Raw genomic sequence first — 17,632 nt, 5'->3', positions numbered from 1 at the left:
TCTTTTAATCTCCTTATGCCGGCTGCGGGATAGCTTTTAAGCTATCTTTTGGCGCTGTTACAGTCTTGTACGTGTTGTATGCCATTAAGAACATACCAGTTAGGAAGATGAAACCACCTAGGAAACGTACGAAGTAGAACGGGTAAGAAGCCTGTACAGATTCAACGAAGCTGTAAGTCAACGTACCGTCAGAGTTAACTGCACGCCACATCAGACCTTGCATTACGCCAGAGATCCACATTGCAACGATGTATAGAACCGTACCGATTGTTGCCAACCAGAAGTGCGCGTTGATCATGCTCACAGAGTACATACGCTCTTGACCAAACAGGCGAGGAACTAGGTGGTATACAGAACCGATAGAAACCATTGCAACCCAACCAAGTGCACCAGAGTGTACGTGGCCGATAGTCCAGTCAGTGTAGTGAGACAGTGCGTTAACTGTCTTAATTGACATCATTGGACCTTCAAACGTAGACATACCGTAGAACGATAGAGATACGATTAGGAAACGAAGAATTGGGTCATAACGAAGCTTATGCCAAGCACCAGATAGCGTCATGATACCGTTGATCATACCACCCCAAGAAGGAGCGAACAGTACCAAAGACATCACCATACCAATTGACTGCGTCCAATCTGGAAGAGCAGTGTAGTGCAGGTGGTGAGGGCCAGCCCAAATGTATAGAGATACAAGAGCCCAGAAGTGAACGATAGATAGACGGTAAGAATAAACAGGACGTTCAGCTTGCTTAGGAACAAAGTAGTACATCATACCTAGGAAACCCGCAGTGAGTAGGAAACCTACCGCGTTGTGTCCGTACCACCATTGAACCATCGCATCCACCGCACCTGAATAAATCGAGTACGATTTACCCATAGACACAGGGATAGCCATGCTGTTAACGATATGAAGAACCGCTACTGTGATGATGAAGGCTCCGAAGAACCAGTTCGCTACGTAGATGTGAGACGTATTACGCTTGATCAATGTCCCGAAGAACACGACAGCGTAAGAGACCCAGACTACCGCGATAGCGATGTCGATCGGCCATTCCAGTTCAGCGTACTCTTTGCCTGAGGTCATACCTAAAGGCAGAGTGATAGCTGCTGCTAAGATGATTGCTTGCCAACCCCAAAAGGTGAAGGCAACAAGAGGGCCACCAAATAAACGAGTTTGACAGGTACGCTGCACAACGTAGTAAGACGTTGCGAACAGAGCACTTGTACCAAACGCAAAAATAACCGCATTAGTATGCAGAGGACGTAAACGACTGTACGTCAACCACGGCGTATCAAAGTTTAGCTGTGGCCAAACTAATTGAGCGGCAATCAAAACACCAACGCCCATACCGACAATACCCCATAGAATGGTTACTAGGGTGAACTGACGGACGACCGTATAGTTGTAGTTTTGTTCAAGCTGCTTTTCTTGGCTCATTTGCATGCTTCCAATTTCTAATTAACTACACTTTACTTCCAACACGACACATGTCGTAATGCCACCCAAACCATAAAGAAAATGACGCCGAAACAGTCGGTTAAACTTTCTTGCCGATTTTAATAAAAAAGTGGCATTTTCAGCCGCCAACTATACTGCATTTAACAATTCAATGACAGGGTAGTAACCTTACAGTCGGTCAGGTTTTGACCTTTTATTTTAAAACTTTGAAGTTTGTTACACGGAGAACCGTACCGAATGGCAGCCGAAAAACTCACACGTGGTCGTTTTGCTCAAATAATCATCATGTTAACCCTTTTAATTACTGCGTTTATTTGGCGAACAATGGCCTACAAAGAGCAAGGAAATGTGGAATGTGAGTTGAAACCAAGTTGTACTTTTAATGTTAAAAATAGTTCTATCAATGCCGTTTTGGAAGGCTCAAAACTGGTAGTGGAAAAACCGACAGGAAATTGGCAGTTAACCAGTGAAAATTCCCTGCTAAAAGTCGAAAGTAAAGAGAAAAGTTGGGAGGTTGAACTCTCATCAAAAGAAGATTTTGAACTAACACTTCAAGATCTCGAAGAAGCAAATATTATTGGTGTTAAGTTCCGCCTTTAAATTTTATATCAATCTAATATACCTAGATTGTCTTTTTGTTTAGATATATTTACTGTTTCTATTTATGGCCATTCGCCCTCTATATAAGAGCGAATGGCCTTTTCTTTGAGGATTTCTAAGTCAGCAAATTATTATTCACTTTGTGTGATTTTTTCACTGAAATTATCGTAGCTAACGTTAGCTGGTTGATTGGAATGAAAAGCCACCTTTAAGTTCTGTGTTGAGTTATACGGAATAGTGATCAGTGTTGATTCGGCCTCATACTTTATGTCTATAGCGTTAACGAACGATTGGATTGCGTGACTGTTTCTTAATGGCAGTATCAAAGAGACAATTTTAAATGACTCGCTTGTGCCAAGTGATTTTGAAGCGCTAAACCATTCCCTTTCTTCATTGTCCCAAATGTTTCTGCTCAGTTTCACCTCAACGTCTTCATCGGAAGCTTCAAACACCAATAAGGTATCGAGTTGCTGTAGCTCTCCTGAGGGTAAGTCTGTTGGTAGCATTTTTTGTTGCCCTTTAAGAAGAACCCAGTTGTTACCTTGTGACGATTTTAGTTGCGGTAATACCTGATAAAGGGCGCCGCCGATATGATCTCCTGAGTAGGTTGGTGTAGTAGATAGCGTGTCCAATACCACTAAAACGCCATTGTGGAGTAACACGGTTTCACGCTTAGCAACTACATCTTCGTATTGGTAGCGGCGATATTTAACTACGCCATAGGCTGCGTCATCAGAGAGTTGTTGTGCACTATATTCTTCAATCTCATAGCCAGATGAAGGTTCATAGTTCATGACTTGCTTAAACCGTTCATTATCTCCGGGTGCTGATACTTCCTTTGAAGGATAAGGTGCTGAGGGATATTCATATTGAGTAGGATTGATGTATATCCCATTGGTTTTATTGGCTTCAGCCCACCGTTTCATTCTGGTTACAGTATGAGCACCATTGAAGTTGTGATTATCGATACCAGAACGATGGTCATGTGCGGCTTTATGTTGGGTATAGCTCAAATCCATCAACATATAAGGTGCTCTTGGGTGATGCCCAGTTGAAAGTACCAGCTTATCTTGGACATCTACGTAGTTTGTATCACCGCGGCCAAGTAATAGTCCGTCATACTCACAACAAGAGGTTATGCGAGGAGTAGTACGAGACAGTACGTCTCCAGTGTTTGGTTTAGCTAACTCGATATTGAATGCATCAATGCCCGCCGGCCAAAGATCTGGTGAATAGTCACTGCCTGAAAATGGACCATGGTCTTGATAAAGAAAAGCCTGGTATTTGCGCGCCATGTAAAGGTAATGAGGATGATGCCACAAGCGGTAGCTCATTTTTAAAACCCACGGAAGGTTAGCCCCAGCAGATATTTTTATCTGACCGGAAGAAATACTCTCCATCGATTTTCCCCATTTCGCAGATTGACCACTCGGCATCACTGTTCTCGAAATACGATCTATGATTCTTAGCAGATGCTCAGACTGAATTACATCCTGTTCAAGGCCATGCCTTAACGCCATATTCAAAATGATTTGGAAGCCGGTGCTGTTGTCGTAGTGTGGTGAGTTGTCACCGTCGTATGACATTTGGGTGACGTTGTGCCAGAAGGAATGAAAAGCTTCTTTCATATTTGGAAACTTGCTCGTGCTTTTGTAGAGCAAAGCTACGGTTGATGCTACGTCCATGGCAAACACTTCTTTATTGTAACCAGTGGTGTAATACGCCCCCTTATAGTAGGGATCGATCCCTTCAAGATAGCGAGTAACGAAGTCCTCGAATTGGGTACGGAAGCGTATTGATTCTTCGGTATTATCATGAAATGCTCCAAGCATATAGAGTCCCCAAGCGTAGTCCATGTATCGACGAATGGGAGTGACTTGCTTAAGGTCGTTGACTTTGCCGTCACTCTCAACAATGACTCGCTCAGCTTCAACGCGCGCAAGTTCCCCCTCTGCATAGAGTCGACTAACTGTGTCACCTCTCCAATGGGGGAAAAAAGATTCATCAGTTATCAACATGATTAGAGTTCGAAGCGCAGATTTTGAATCATCCTGTTCGTTATTCTTGGCGATCAGCGCATCGATCAGTTGTTGGCTATGACCAAGCCTGTCTTGCTCAAATAAGTAAGCAATATATTGATTACGAATATTCTTGAGCTTTACTTCACGTGCGAGGATCTCTTCATCGCTTTCGAAATGAGGTACATAGTCCATTGGAAATAGGTGGGGGACAGATTCTGGTTTCTGCTTTGGCGAATTTACTAACTCATCAAGTTGATTTCGATCACCATCTTTTGGCGTTTCTTCCATATCTAAATCGTGGTCGAGGCTGAAGATAAAGCGATCAAGTGCGAAACCTTTTTCCCGGTCTCGGATTGAAAACGTAAGAACCCTTCCTACGTCTTGCTGAGTGACGGTGAAATCATTGTTGACTCGATACCAAAAGAATTTTCCCTCAGAAGGGTTGCTCTCTGGATTGGATTCACCATCACTATCCTGAGATTGACGGCTGCCATGTTGAACAAAACCTCCTCCATCAAATTCGTTCGCGTAGAAAAATGAATCTTCTCCGCCGTAGGAAGACCCATTGTCTTTTTCAAACATAGAGCGTCGGTAATAAAGGCGATAAGTTCCGGGTGTTTGAAAAACGACTTGGTACTCAACGGTTGATTGGTTCATGTCATACTCGTAGCGAAAATCGGCTAGCAAAGCGCGGTTTTCTGAAGCGGGATAGGCTGAATTTTCGGGTAAGACTGAAGTGCCAAATTCGGAGGTGAATTCGTCGATTGAGACAACGTTGAAACCGTCATTGTCTCCGTTGTGCCGAATAATGTTGTGGTAGTCCTCCGCTTCGAAAGCGAGGTAGTGCGTGTCAGTATCCTGATAAGAAGGGCTTGCATTGGTCAACCACGCCATGGTGGTTGCGACTAGCCCTAGACTAAGCGTACGTATATTCATCTTCATATGTCCTCTAAGGTTTACTTAGCTTTAAAGGATATGTCGAAGATTCAGAAGTGATTGATTATAAAAACTTATATCTCCATTTTTATTCAATTCCATGTCACTTATATCTCAGGTCCTGACCTGATACTAAGCAATGGCTATCTAGTGCAAACTCACCATGTAACCATCGTTGGGAGGTGTTTATGGCCTTACTGGATAATCCAATTCAACTGATCGCAGTATTATTTTTCATGTCACTTTTGCCATTGTTTGCGGTCATGGGCACATCATTTTTAAAACTTTCGATCGTGCTGTCCATGTTGCGAAATGCTCTGGGTATTCAGCAAATCCCGCCTAATATGGCAATTTATGGTTTAGCGCTAATTCTGACGATGTTTACGATGGCGCCTGTTGGTTTAGCTATACGAGATAATTTGGCCGCGCATCCTGTGGATTGGGCGTCACCGGAAGTGTTTAGCCAAATCAGTGATCAGATCATCGCGCCATATCATCAATTTCTCAGCCACAACACTAGTGATACCCAAATTCAGTTCTTCTCTGAGATTGGGCACAAAATCTGGCCTGAACAATACCAAAGCGAGCTATCCAAAGATTCACTGCTGGTCATGGTCCCGGCGTTTACCATGAGCCAATTGATTGAAGCGTTCAAAATTGGTTTCTTGCTTTATTTGCCGTTTGTCGCCATCGACTTGATCGTTTCTAACATCTTACTAGCGATGGGCATGATGATGGTATCGCCAATGACGATTGCTTTACCGTTCAAGCTATTGATTTTCATACTAATGGGTGGTTGGGACAAACTGATTGGTCAACTGATGGGGTCTTTCTCATGAACGAAGCGGTGATTATCCATTTTACGTCTGAGTTGCTTTGGTTAGTACTGATCCTTTCTTTACCTGTGGTCGTCGTGGCTTCTGCGGTGGGGATTCTGGTGAGTTTGTTTCAGGCACTGACGCAGATACAAGACCAGTCTTTACAATTCCTTATCAAGTTGGTGGCTGTCTGCATCACACTTGCTGTGAGCTATCACTGGATGGGGAGCACTCTACTTAACTACGCTGGATTGGCTTTCGATCAGATTGGATACATAGGGGGCTAAATGGCAACCCTGATGCAATATGTTCCGATTCTTGCACTTTGCATGATGCGACCACTGGGCATGATGATAATGCTACCGCTTTTCAAAGGTGGAGCGATGGGAAGCGGGTTGATTCGCAATACACTGGTACTGATGTTCGCACTGCCCATCATCCCGATGATGCAAGCTCACCCAGTTAACTTTGCAGCTAAACCATTAACAGAACTAATATTCATTTACGGTGAAGAGCTCTTAATTGGCCTGATTGTTGGTTTCTGTGCTGCCATTCCATTCTGGGCGATTGATATGGCCGGATTTGTTATCGATACAATGCGTGGTGCATCGATGTCGACGGTACTCAACCCGTTGATGGGGTTACAATCCTCAGTGTTTGGTATGTTCTTCACACAGATACTCGGAGTGTTATTTCTGGTATCTGGTGGTTTTAACGCCTTGTTAACCGCTCTATACCAGTCCTATACCGTGTTACCTCCTGAGTCAGCCTTGTCTTTTAATCAGGACCTGCTGTCATTTATCAGCCAACAGTGGCAGATGATGTCTGACATGTGCTTGAGTTTTGCACTGCCTGCAATGGTCGTCATGATCATGGTGGATGTTGCACTTGGCTTGGTTAACCGGTCTGTTGAGCAACTCAACGTGTTTTTCCTATCGATGCCCATAAAAAGCATTTTAGTCGTCTTTCTACTTTTGGTGAGCATGCATTTCGCACTGTCTCACTACCTCAATCAAATAAATCAGTTTGAAAGCAACATCTCAACACTGTTCCAATTATTTAAGGGCTAGGTATGGCTGAGAAAACCGAAAAACCAACCCAAAAACGCTTGCGTGATGCGCGAAAAAAAGGCCAAGTCATCAAAAGCAATGAGATTGTGACAGGCTTTCAGATGGCAGTGATTCTTGGTTACTTCATTATTGAAGGACAAGGCATGATGGAGGCGATTTGGAAAATGATCGATCTCGCCATCACTTCTATCGATTTGCCACTTAAAGTAGCGGCAGAAACCGTTGTTGCGGCGTTTGTTTATATCCTTATTCGATTTATTGCAGGGTTGGTCTTTATTCTGGTAATTACCGTCGCGTTTAGCTGCATGGTTCAGACAGGACCTGTTTGGGCATCTGAAAGCTTAAAACCAAGTTTTAACAAAGTGAATGTCATCAACAATGCAAAGAACATCTTCTCAATGAAAAGCTTGTTTGAGCTGTGTAAGAACATGCTCAAGATTTTGGTGCTCAGTTTGGTCTTTTATTACCTGCTGCATCAGCATGTGAATCTGTTCCAGTATTTACCTACATGTGGTGTAGATTGCGGTGTTGAGATCATTTTTACGCTGATCAAATGGCTGTGGGGCGCCTTCCTTGTTTGTTACCTTGTCTTTTCCGTTGGGGATTACGCTTTCGTTCATTTCCAGACAATGAAACAGCTCAAGATGTCGAAAGAAGACACTAAACAGGAATACAAGGAAACAGAAGGTAACCCTGAAGTGAAGCAAAAACGTCGCGAACTGCAAAGAGAAACAGCGAACGGCTCGTTGGTTTCTAATGTGAAAAAATCGACAGTCATTGTCCGAAACCCTACGCACATTGCGGTATGCCTCTATTACCAACCGGGTGAAACACCGTTGCCATTGGTTTTAGACAAAGCGCAAGAACATATGGCTCTGCATGTTGTTGAAATGGCGGAGAAACATGAGGTTCCGCTGGTTGAAAACATTCCGCTAGCACGTGCCTTGTATCACCAGGTAGAGCCCGGTCAGGTCATTCCAGAATCATTGTTTGAGCCTGTTGCTGAGTTACTTCGCGTGGTGATGAACGTCTCTTACGACGATGGAGAAGACTAAACGCGCCCTGCGATCTGCCTCGTTATGAGAACCCATGTCACTTAAATGAAAAACGCCCTTGATAACTTCACGTTGAATGATAGATTGAATATCGATAACAACAATAAATTCGTAGCAGTTTGGTTATATTGAACCTTATATGCATCGATTTCTGACGTGGAGAATGACGATGACATTTGGCGAGTATTCACATTTAAAAATCTTGGTCGTGGATGATCATGACCTTATATTCGACGGTTTAAAAAGCTGCCTTTCTCCATATCCAAATTTGGAGTTAGTAGGATTCGTGACAGATGGGCTAGGGGTATACGAGGAGTGTCTTAAGCTCAAGCCTGATATGGTCTTCATGGACCTTAACCTACCGGGCATGTCCGGTGTCGAGGCAATTCGACAGTTACGTAAACGTTGGCCGGATATAATGATCATCGTATTGACGGCCTCTGAAGAAGAGCGCAAAGCACGAGAAGCGTTAGATGCCGGTTCAAACGGTTACGTTTTGAAAAATGGTTCTAAGAGTACATTGCTCGCTGCAATAAAGAGTGTGACACGAGGCAAGAGTTTCCTCGACCCAGCTTTGGATGCCAAACATATTGAGGCATTAAGTGGTGTTGAAGAGGGGGATATCCCGGTTTTAACTCCGCGGGAAAAACAGGTACTCAAATTGATCTTCGAAGGCAAACGTAATCGAGACATTGCTGAAGCTTTGTTGATTGGTCTGAAAACCGTAGAAACCCATCGGATGAACATCATGCGTAAGCTAGACGCCCACAATGTTGCCGATTTAATGAAATGGGCGCATAGGATGGGTATCTAATATAGATAAAGTTTAACGAAACGGCGAACTAAGCATTTACTGAGTTCGCCGTTTTTTATGCTTAATTGGTTAGGCACAAGGTTGTGTGTTTAACCCTTTTACAAGCCGAGTCTGACAAAGCCAAAGCACGGGTAAAACGCAGAGTGCAGTCGTGATGATATCTGAAAACGTATGATAGTGTTGGTACATCATCAAAATGGCATAGGCGATCATAGACGCCACGCTGACCCATTTTAGTGCTTTGCTATGGGTAAACAGATAGGTGACGAACACCAGTGCTAACGCAGTGTGGGTGCTATAGTCCATCCCGAATGAAGGCCAAATTTGGAAATAGTTATCTGCAAACATCAGTGCATAGATGTACAGCGTTGATACTAAAGTTGCGAGCAGCTGCTTAGTACCGGTTCTCAAACCAGACCTAAAACCCGTAATCAGGATTACGATTAGGCTAATGCAACCTATAAGTGGAATGTAGGCATCAGCAATTGCGTCCCATTGTTCGTATGTCATATTTTCCTACTTCGCTATGAACGTGATTGATAGTTTTCTAAAGCGCGGAGCAGCGGATCAAGTTTTTCGCTTTCAATATGATTGGTTTGCTCCAATTGCTTTTCTAGATCGGCAGCAGCGCTCGAAACATCATTGATACCAGCAAGACCAGCACTTCCTTTTACGTTATGTAATATGTCTCTGAGTTCTTGCCAATTCTGATCCGCTAAGCTCTCACGGGCAGCTTGAGCCATATCTTTGAAATGATTAGCGAGTCGTTGGGTAAATTCGTCTTCGGCGAAATCCATAATAGGGGTATCTGAGTCTGTATTGATATCTGGCTGCATGTCACGATCTATCTGAATTTCTGCCGCAACATCAAGAGCTTTTGCCAGCTCCTTCAATGAAACAGGTTTGGTGAGATAGCCGTTCATCAGGTGCATAGACTGATCGTGTTCCGAGTGATTGGCGTTCGCCGTTAATGCCATAATAGGGCAGTCGGTATCGAGAATAGTCTCGCTTTCACGCCAGAGTTGCGTCGCTTGATAGCCGTCGATGCCTGGCATACGAATATCCATTAATACTAGATCGAAGATATGGCGCTCGCCGGTTTGCAACGCTAGCTCACCGCTCTCCACACAAATCACTTCTTGGCCTAGTTCAACCAACATTTTGGTGATGATATCGCGATTGGTTTCAACATCATCAACCAAGAGTACTTTCAACTTCCAAGGCAACATCTCCTTGGCGGGAACGGTGGTTTTCTCAGTTGAAATACCATGCTGAATTTCGTACAAACGCTTCCAAAGTCGCCAAGGCAGATAATTGAGTTCATCATTTTGAAGTGATTCCGAGTGTTTATTGACACACTCTCCGCCCCAAAGTGAAATCTGTGTATGTAGATTTTCTGGCGCATCAATGACGCCTTGTTTAAGGCGTAGTCGCATGCCAGGCTCAGTCAGTGGCATAGCGAAAATAAATGTTGAACCCACACCAAGCTCACTTTTCAAAGACAAACTACCACCCATGATGCTGGCAAGTTTGCGAGAAATAGGTAGCCCCAGTCCGGTGCCAACCTGATGCTGGGAAGATTGTCTGAATGGTTCGAAAACTTCATCCAGCTTATTAGCTGCAATACCGGGCCCTGTATCTTCGACAGTGAAATATAACATGTCATCTTCGCTATCAATGTAGAGAAAAATGTGTCCTTGCTCTGTGAACTTTGCCGCGTTGCCGAGTAGGTTAACCAGTACTTGCCTTACTCGGATTGGATCGAATATGCAGCTTTCAGGAATGTTATCGGCAACAACGGTTTTTAACTCAACAGGCTTGTTGATGACATTAGACTGAATCGTCAGCATAGCTTCATCGACCACTTTGAGAAGGGGATTGCTAGCAAGATTAAGCTCAATTTGATCTGCTTCAATTCTGGAAAAATCGAGCAGGTTGTTGATGATGCTGAGTAGGGATTTAGCACACGTATAAGCCGTATTTCTTAAGTCAGCTTGTTGTTCATTCATCTGAGTATTGCGAAGTAACTCAAGCGAACCCGTGATGCCATTCAAAGGCGTACGTAGTTCATGGCTGATGTTTGTCAGATGCTCGCTTTTTCGCGCGGTCGCCTTTTCAGCCAGTTGTTTTGCATGAGCAAGCTCAACGGTTCGTTGTTCAACTTTAGACTCAAGCTCGTCATAGCTGGATTTAATCGTATCGAGCAACATGTTGTAAGCGCGAGCGATATCGCCAAGTTCATCTTTCCTAGATTCTGGTAAGCGTCTAGAAAACGTTGGCTGACGGTCACTTTTAATGATGCCGACAAATTTACGGATGGTTTGGGCTAGTGATTTCCACAAGATCCACAACATGACTAGAATCATTACAGCAAAAGAAACCAGCGACCATTTGAGCTCGTTGTAGAACGGTGTGTAAGCCATCTTCTCAATTCTTGATTTGGGCACCATGGAAATCTGCAACCAATCAGGGCCATCGATGAACTTACTGACGACATAATAATTGTCGGTTTCAAAAAACTCTCCAACATTTTCTACGCCACCGGCTTTCATGATTTGGTTATTCAACTGAGCTTTGGTTGGTTCGTCCGGTTTAGACTGACCATGAAACGGTACAACGCCTTCTGGTGTAAGAAACACATTTTGGTCGCCTTTGGTATAAACATTGGAGACAGTGACGACGTCTTTAATGTCAATGGCGAAGCCAACCTGACGCGCCATTTCATCTTCCGGATTTAAGGTGTAACTAAGGAGAATGTAGACGCTGTTTCTACTGGCATCGTATTTGGGTTCACTCCAGCGAAAACCGTCTTCCGTATCAAGTTGAGAAAGGTCGATGATCTCATTGACTCGTTGATCAAGGTGAGAACGTTCAATTTCTGAAGCAGCATAAATAGAGACTTGCCTGTCCGGCTCAATAATAAAGCTATCTACATAACGCTGCTGGCCTGCGATGCCAAAGGTTTGTAGCGCCCAAAGTTGTTTGCGTTCTATAGGTAGGTTGGTATCGCCGATATTGAACTGATGGGCAACTAATTCAGCGTTAGAGTCCACTTCCATGGTCTGGAACTGCTCAAGGCGCTGCTCAAATTGCTCGGTATCATCCTTCGCTTGAGCAAAAAGACTGCGATTCATCTGCGCTCGAATCTCACTGATTTGGTCGTAACTCTTCAGCGTTTGCTTTAAGGTTCCGTTGTAGGTGTTATCGAATGCATTTATCTGAATCAGTACCCATAGACCGACAAACACCGATATAAAAGCAATGGTGAGTTTGGTCACCAGTGAAGAATTCCAACGAGTTTTCATGTCTACTCCTGTAGTCATTGATTTTTAACGCAATCATTTCAAGATTCGCTCTTTCTACCTTAGCGTGAAGCATCACGTAAGATCCATCTTTACCTTGATGTAGATAATAAAACTTTTCCCCTCAGGTGAGACTAAGGTGTTCACCTGATACCGAACAAAAACCTCTCGATACATACTGAATTCGAAATCAGAGAAAGAGGTTCTCAATGATCGAACGTTTAATTGCTATGGGGTATCTGGATAGCGCATCAGATGACAGCCAGTGGCAAGGCCAATGCGCAAGCAGAAGACTTCGATGGCTGCAGTCAGAGCATTACGTGACGATCGGTATGCAAATTGAGCCACCACAAAACCGCCTTTGGTCAACGCAAGCGTCTCTTGTGCTCGCTGTATGTGAAGAAGGCTGGGATTGCAGCCTAGAAAGTCGTGATGATGAGTGGGTATTGTGGCGCTGCTACCCAAATAAGCTTGACGACGAAGCACTGATTTCCTCTATAAAAATGCAACTGGCACTGTCCAGATATCTGGAGCAAGAGTTGTTGAAGCCTGTTCCAGCCAGCAAACCTCGTATTTGGAGGAGCAAACTATGAAGAAATTACTATGCTGGTTACTTCTTTTAACGATCAACTTTGCTCATGCTGCGCCGATATCAGCGGTTCAATGGCATGGTGAACCGTTTGTATTCTATAGCCGTGGAACGCCTTTGAAGTCAGTGATTGAAGAAGTGGGCAAGAACTATGGAATCCCGATGGAAGTCAGCAGCCAGATTAGCGAGTCTTTCAGTGGTCAAATAGATGGTCAGACACCAAAGCAGATCCTAACCATGCTTGCGCAGCAGTACGGCTTGGTCTGGTACTATGACGGGGATTTATTGCATGTAAACAAGGCGAGAGAGGTCACCAATGAGGTAATTTCTCTGTCTTCACTCTCTAATCAGGAAGCGACGCGCTACATCGCGAAAGCGGGTTTCATTGACAAAGTAGCGTGTGAGGTAACATCTATTTCAGGCTTGCACGCAATCCAAGTCAATGGGGTTCCGGCATGTGTAAATACAGTGAGTAAGTATGTTCAGCAACTGGACAACGATTCTAAGCAACATGCGCAATCACAGAAGTCGGTCAAAATCTTCCCACTGAAATACGCGTCTGCAACAGACACCGTATATAGCTACCGTAGCCAAGACGTCACGATACCAGGTGTGGTCTCTGTGCTTAAACAAATGGAGCAAGATGAAGGACCTGATGCCAGTAATCAAGGCACAACCAGTTTTTCAGCAGACTCACGGCAAAACGCTGTGATCATTCGAACCAACAAAATGGATATGGCGATGTATGCTTCTCTGATAAAGCAATTGGACATCACGCCAACCATGATTGAAGTTTCAGTCACCATTATTGATGTTGACACTTCGGACTTTAATCAACTCGGTATCGATTGGTCTGCCGCCGCGAAGTTTGGCGGAGGGAGTGTCACCTTCAACCAAGGTAGCTTGAGCAGCGATAACTTCTCAACGGTGATTGGCAACACTGGCAACTTCATGGTTAGACTCAATGCACTAGAGCAGAACTCAAAAGCAAAGGTGTTATCAAGACCTTCCGTTGTCACACTCAACAATGTTCAAGCGGTGTTGGACAAAAACGTAACCTTCTATACCAAGATTGAAGGAGAGAAGGTGGCTAAGTTGGAATCCGTAACTACAGGTTCGCTTTTAAGAGTGACACCAAGACTGGTCAATGAGAATAACTTTAAAAAAGTGATGCTGTCACTAAACATTCAAGATGGCCAACAAGCAAAGCCCGTGAGTAGTAAAGATCCATTACCTCAGGTTGAGAACTCAGAGATTGCAACGCAAGCCACGCTAAAAACCGGTGAGAGTCTATTGTTGGGCGGTTTCGTTCAGGACAAAGACCATACCGTAGAAAACAAAATTCCATTACTGGGTGATATCCCACTACTAGGAGGACTTTTCCGTAGTACAGACCACAGCAAGCAAAGCGTTATGCGTCTGTTCTTAATTAAGGCAGAACCCGTCAATCAATAAGTGGGAGTGGCTATGGAAAATAGTACCAAGCTCTTATGGCTCACAGGCCCAATGCAAGGTAGAGAACTGAGATTACCTCAGGGCGATCTATCAATGGGGCCTAGCGGCGACATCATGGTGCCACTTGCTGAGCGTGAGTTATTGAATATCAGGGTTGATGAAAAAGGTGTGTTTGTCAGGGATACAGTTAAAGTCTGGGCAAATGGCTCTCTGGCAAATACCGAAGAAGCCTTACCGATGGGAGAACCGATAGAAATTTGTGGTGTCGGCCTGGTTATAGGAAAGGCAGAGCAAGCATTAGAGTGGCAAAAGTTACCGGCGCATGTAAAAAACAGCCAAAGCAGATGGAGAAAGGTGGTGTTGCTGGCAATGACACTGATTACCATCGTTCTAATGGCATTTACCTTGATGTTACCGGCTAAAACACAACCCGTGTTCGACCCGCAATTATGGTTACAACACCAACTCAATGTTCCGGCATTACATCAGGTTGAAGGAAACTGGAGCCCTGATGGAGTAGTGACGCTGACAGGTTACTGCGACAACTCAACCGCCATGGCCAAGTTAAAAGAAGGGTTGAAACTGCATTCGATACGTTTCACCAACTCCGCGGTTTGTACCGATACATTGATCAGCAACGTTGAGTCGGTATTGAGCGCAAATGGTTATCAGAACATCAATGTTCTTCCATCACGAAGAATGGGTGAAGTCAGAATTTCAGGTGCGATTCAATCTGGTGAAAAGTGGGACAAAGTGACTCGTGAATTAGAACAAGTTCAAGGGCTTAAACACTGGCAAGTGGCAAACGATATTGGTGGCTATGTGCAAAAATTCATTGAAGCACTTAGAGACAAAGGGCTACTTCAAGGCCTGATGGTGGAACGTCGTCAAGACAGCATCATGGTAACGGGGCAGTTTCAAGATGATGTCCGCAGTCAGATTCGCCAGGTGAGTAGTGAGTTGATGGCGAACACAGGCCAAAGCATTGATGTCCGATTTGAGAACATCCCAGTAAGGGACAATTTATCCCGTTATCTGTCTGGGCAAATCGTCAGTTTTGGTGGTAACAGCAGCCACCCATTTGTGGAGCTTAGCAACGGAACTCGACTTAAATTGAACAGCAAACTCGATAGCGGTTATGTGGTAAGTCACATTGATTTGAAAGGGCTAGACCTCAGTCGAGATGGCGAACTTATACACATACCATTCATTTTATAGGAGGCGTTATGGCTCGAATTACACAACTGGAATCCACGCTTAAGGAGAATCCTGAAAGCAAAGACGAATTGATTTCTCAGTTAGAAGCGGCTCGAAATGAGTTGAATAAAGGATCAAAACAGACTGCGGAAAGTCTCTACCATGCCATTTACGCTGCTCAAGACGTGATCAGTATTTTGGCTAAGCGATATCAGTAACAAGCTCTATACATCAAACGAACTCTACCGTACCACTTTAAAAACCGGAGAAAATTATGGATACATTCAACGACATTAAATCCGTAATGGATGACCTCAACAGCCGTCGCAGTATGCTTGCTGAACAAATGAAGGAATTCGAACAACTGCAGAGTGAAATTCAGGTTTTGGCCGAAAAATCTGCGCACGATCCAGATGCACGTAGAAAATTAGAAAAGCTGAATCAGGCATTTCCCGAGGGTTTTCAAAACTCTCAGCAAGCCATTATGTCGAAAGTGACCCAGCTTGAGAGCAACTTTAAAAGCTTGGAGGAAGGGTTCAAAACCATGGGAGATTCCGAAGATCAGCAGCCGGAATCATCTCCTAAGCCCAAAAAACGAGTGTTAAAGAAATATATGTAACTCTCTAAAGTTCATCTCTTATTCGTCAATGACCACTGTGGTCCCTTACCGGTATAGCGATATTGTTATGCCGGTTTTTTTGTAACTGTTTTAATATTTGAAAATATATTCAACAAACTGGTCGAACCACCAATTTGTACTGGTTGGGGATATTAGAAATAAAAAGATCAAACGGGCGGTAATATAGAATTACAAACTGAGATGCTAAATGGTGATTTTCCAATTTAGAACCCAGCTTGTAGTAATAACCTATTAATAAGAGGAAAATATTATGGCTGTTAATCTTAATGATACATCAGGTACTCAAGGTACTAGCATCATCAACTCTCAACAAAGTGAAGATATTAAAAATACTATTGCATCACGTGGTGACACTGTACTTTCCGGTGGTATCGCTGTGCTGTATATGTTCATGAATCTACTGTCTGAAATGGCTGACGCCAAATACTCTCAGATGCAGAAAAAATCTGAAGTGTCACGTACCGCTCAGGACATGGCAAACCGTGTCGATGAAAAAGTCGCGGAAGCTGCTAAAGAAGGCGATAAAGCGACAAGACAACTGTCTCCTGAAGTAATTAACTACATGAGAGACAACGGGTTCACCGTCGATGGCAAGACCATTGATAAATACCTAGAAGCTAACGGTAAGGACCTAGATCAGGGCAAACTCAAAGCGGTTAAAGCCTCGCTAGAAACCGTATCGAACCGAGCGTCAGATTTCGTTTCACAATCTCAACTTCAATTACAAAAATTGATGCAGACATACAACGTGACCGTCAGCCTTTTAAATAGCATGCAAACCATGTTAGCTGAAATGAATAAATCCATCGCTCAGAATATTCGTTAATTATTTAAACGATAAATCTGTTCAATAAAATAATAGTAAGGAGTTGTTATGCTTCAAGTCGATAACAGCGTGAGTGCTCCTTTGTCTAAAGAAAATGACAAAGTAGAAATTGAAAATGCTATTAAAGGCGATAGCGTATTATCAGGTGGCGTTGCGGTATTATATTTATTCATGAATCTTCTGTCTGAATTAGCTGATGCTAAATACGGTCAGATGCAAGCCAAAGCGGATGTATCTCGCTCTGCTCAGGACATGGCTAACCGTGTAGACGAAGTGATTGCCCGAGTCGCTAAAGAGGGCGACAAAGCAACAGGTCAGCTACCACCTGAAGTCGTGAAGTATATGAAGGACAATGGTTTCTCAGTTGACGGTAAGTCTATTAGTGACTACCTCAAAACCAACGATCCATCAGCTAAATATCTCGACAAACTGAAAGCAAAAATTGACGCCAGTGGCCCAGAGGGTATGCAGTCATACAGCTGGCAGGACGTTGTGACTTATATGGATCAACATGGCATTAAGGTCGATGGAAAGCGGGCTTGCGATTACATCTGGAGCCTACCTGAAGTGGGCTATATGTCTGGTCAGCGTATCAACAAAGAACACATGCAGCACATCGCAGACACTCTGCAAGCAGCCGGTGGACTGGATCAGGGCAAACTCAAAGCGGTAAAAGCGGCACTCGACACAGTCTCTAACCGTGCGTCCGATTTCGTTTCCCAATCACAGCTACAGCTTCAGAAAATCATGCAAACCTACAATGTCACTGTCAGCCTGCTGAACAGCATGCAAACCATGCTGGCAGAGATGAACAAGTCCATTGCTCAAAACATCCGATAGGGGGCCG

General features: G+C 43.9%; 17 protein-coding genes. 13 read left to right on the top strand and 4 right to left on the bottom strand.

Annotated features, from left to right (window positions below; all coding sequences use genetic code 11):
• Positions 1-13 precede the first annotated feature (13 nt).
• Complete coding sequence (ccoN, locus tag FIU99_RS08335; RefSeq protein WP_006962258.1) at positions 14-1,441, bottom strand: cytochrome-c oxidase, cbb3-type subunit I; 1,428 nt, start codon at positions 1,439-1,441, stop codon at positions 14-16.
• A 258-nt stretch (positions 1,442-1,699) separates the two neighbouring features.
• Here ccoN and FIU99_RS08330 point away from each other — a divergent pair, with 258 nt between their 5' ends.
• Complete coding sequence (locus tag FIU99_RS08330) at positions 1,700-2,062, top strand: hypothetical protein (protein ID WP_006962257.1); 363 nt, start codon at positions 1,700-1,702, stop codon at positions 2,060-2,062.
• 131 nt (positions 2,063-2,193) lie between these two features.
• Here the strand turns inward: FIU99_RS08330 and FIU99_RS08325 are convergent, their stop codons facing one another.
• Entirely contained in the window at positions 2,194-5,019 is a 2,826-nt protein-coding gene (locus FIU99_RS08325; RefSeq protein WP_006962256.1) for a hypothetical protein, read from the bottom strand.
• Between the two features lie 188 nt (positions 5,020-5,207).
• Here FIU99_RS08325 and sctR point away from each other — a divergent pair, with 188 nt between their 5' ends.
• The 5 genes from sctR to FIU99_RS08300 all read left to right on the top strand — a co-directional run bounded on the left by sctR (position 5,208) and on the right by FIU99_RS08300 (position 8,776).
• On the top strand, positions 5,208-5,858 hold the full coding sequence (sctR, locus tag FIU99_RS08320; protein ID WP_006962255.1) for a type III secretion system export apparatus subunit SctR: 651 nt from the start codon (positions 5,208-5,210) through the stop codon (positions 5,856-5,858).
• On the top strand, positions 5,855-6,124 hold the full coding sequence (locus tag FIU99_RS08315; protein ID WP_006962254.1) for an EscS/YscS/HrcS family type III secretion system export apparatus protein: 270 nt from the start codon (positions 5,855-5,857) through the stop codon (positions 6,122-6,124). Before sctR ends, FIU99_RS08315 begins: the two co-directional genes overlap by 4 nt.
• Complete coding sequence (gene sctT / locus FIU99_RS08310; RefSeq protein ID WP_039952418.1) at positions 6,125-6,907, top strand: type III secretion system export apparatus subunit SctT; 783 nt, start codon at positions 6,125-6,127, stop codon at positions 6,905-6,907.
• Positions 6,908-6,909: 2 nt separating this feature from the next.
• Positions 6,910-7,962 (top strand): EscU/YscU/HrcU family type III secretion system export apparatus switch protein, encoded by a 1,053-nt coding sequence (locus FIU99_RS08305; protein ID WP_152472175.1) that lies wholly within the window; start codon positions 6,910-6,912, stop codon positions 7,960-7,962.
• A gap of 169 nt (positions 7,963-8,131) precedes the next feature.
• Positions 8,132-8,776 (top strand): two component system response regulator, encoded by a 645-nt coding sequence (locus FIU99_RS08300; protein ID WP_039952414.1) that lies wholly within the window; start codon positions 8,132-8,134, stop codon positions 8,774-8,776.
• 69 nt (positions 8,777-8,845) lie between these two features.
• Here the strand turns inward: FIU99_RS08300 and FIU99_RS08295 are convergent, their stop codons facing one another.
• Positions 8,846-9,286 carry a membrane protein gene (locus tag FIU99_RS08295; protein WP_039952411.1) on the bottom strand — a complete coding sequence of 147 codons (441 nt, stop codon included), beginning with the start codon at positions 9,284-9,286 and terminating at the stop codon, positions 8,846-8,848.
• A gap of 14 nt (positions 9,287-9,300) precedes the next feature.
• The gene (locus FIU99_RS08290) at positions 9,301-12,081 is read right to left on the bottom strand and encodes a two component system sensor kinase (RefSeq protein WP_006962250.1); all 2,781 of its coding nucleotides are present in this window, start codon (positions 12,079-12,081) and stop codon (positions 9,301-9,303) included.
• Positions 12,082-12,287: 206 nt separating this feature from the next.
• Between FIU99_RS08290 and FIU99_RS08285 the strand changes: the two genes are divergently transcribed.
• The 7 genes from FIU99_RS08285 (at position 12,288) to FIU99_RS08255 (ending at position 17,625) form a co-directional block, all read left to right on the top strand.
• A complete protein-coding gene (locus FIU99_RS08285) occupies positions 12,288-12,671 on the top strand; it encodes a hypothetical protein (protein WP_006962249.1) in 384 nt (127 codons plus the stop codon).
• A complete protein-coding gene (locus FIU99_RS08280; RefSeq protein WP_006962248.1) occupies positions 12,668-14,122 on the top strand; it encodes an EscC/YscC/HrcC family type III secretion system outer membrane ring protein in 1,455 nt (484 codons plus the stop codon). Before FIU99_RS08285 ends, FIU99_RS08280 begins: the two co-directional genes overlap by 4 nt.
• 12 nt (positions 14,123-14,134) lie before the next feature.
• A complete protein-coding gene (gene sctD / locus FIU99_RS08275; RefSeq protein ID WP_039952405.1) occupies positions 14,135-15,340 on the top strand; it encodes a type III secretion system inner membrane ring subunit SctD in 1,206 nt (401 codons plus the stop codon).
• A gap of 8 nt (positions 15,341-15,348) precedes the next feature.
• Positions 15,349-15,537, top strand: a complete 189-nt coding sequence (locus FIU99_RS08270; protein ID WP_006962246.1) for an EscE/YscE/SsaE family type III secretion system needle protein co-chaperone — start codon at positions 15,349-15,351, stop codon at positions 15,535-15,537.
• Between the two features lie 56 nt (positions 15,538-15,593).
• Positions 15,594-15,938, top strand: a complete 345-nt coding sequence (locus FIU99_RS08265; RefSeq protein ID WP_006962245.1) for a hypothetical protein — start codon at positions 15,594-15,596, stop codon at positions 15,936-15,938.
• Positions 15,939-16,209: 271 nt separating this feature from the next.
• The gene (locus tag FIU99_RS08260) at positions 16,210-16,785 is read left to right on the top strand and encodes a secretion protein EspA (protein WP_006962244.1); all 576 of its coding nucleotides are present in this window, start codon (positions 16,210-16,212) and stop codon (positions 16,783-16,785) included.
• Positions 16,786-16,833: 48 nt separating this feature from the next.
• Entirely contained in the window at positions 16,834-17,625 is a 792-nt protein-coding gene (locus FIU99_RS08255; RefSeq protein WP_006962243.1) for a secretion protein EspA, read from the top strand.
• The last annotated feature ends 7 nt before the right edge of the window (positions 17,626-17,632 follow it).

This window comes from Vibrio sp. THAF64, from assembly GCF_009363455.1.
Classification (GTDB): Bacteria; Pseudomonadota; Gammaproteobacteria; order Enterobacterales; family Vibrionaceae; genus Vibrio; species Vibrio coralliilyticus.
The sequence above is the reverse complement of the archived record's forward strand: the minus strand, read 5'-3'. Positions and strand labels throughout refer to the sequence as shown.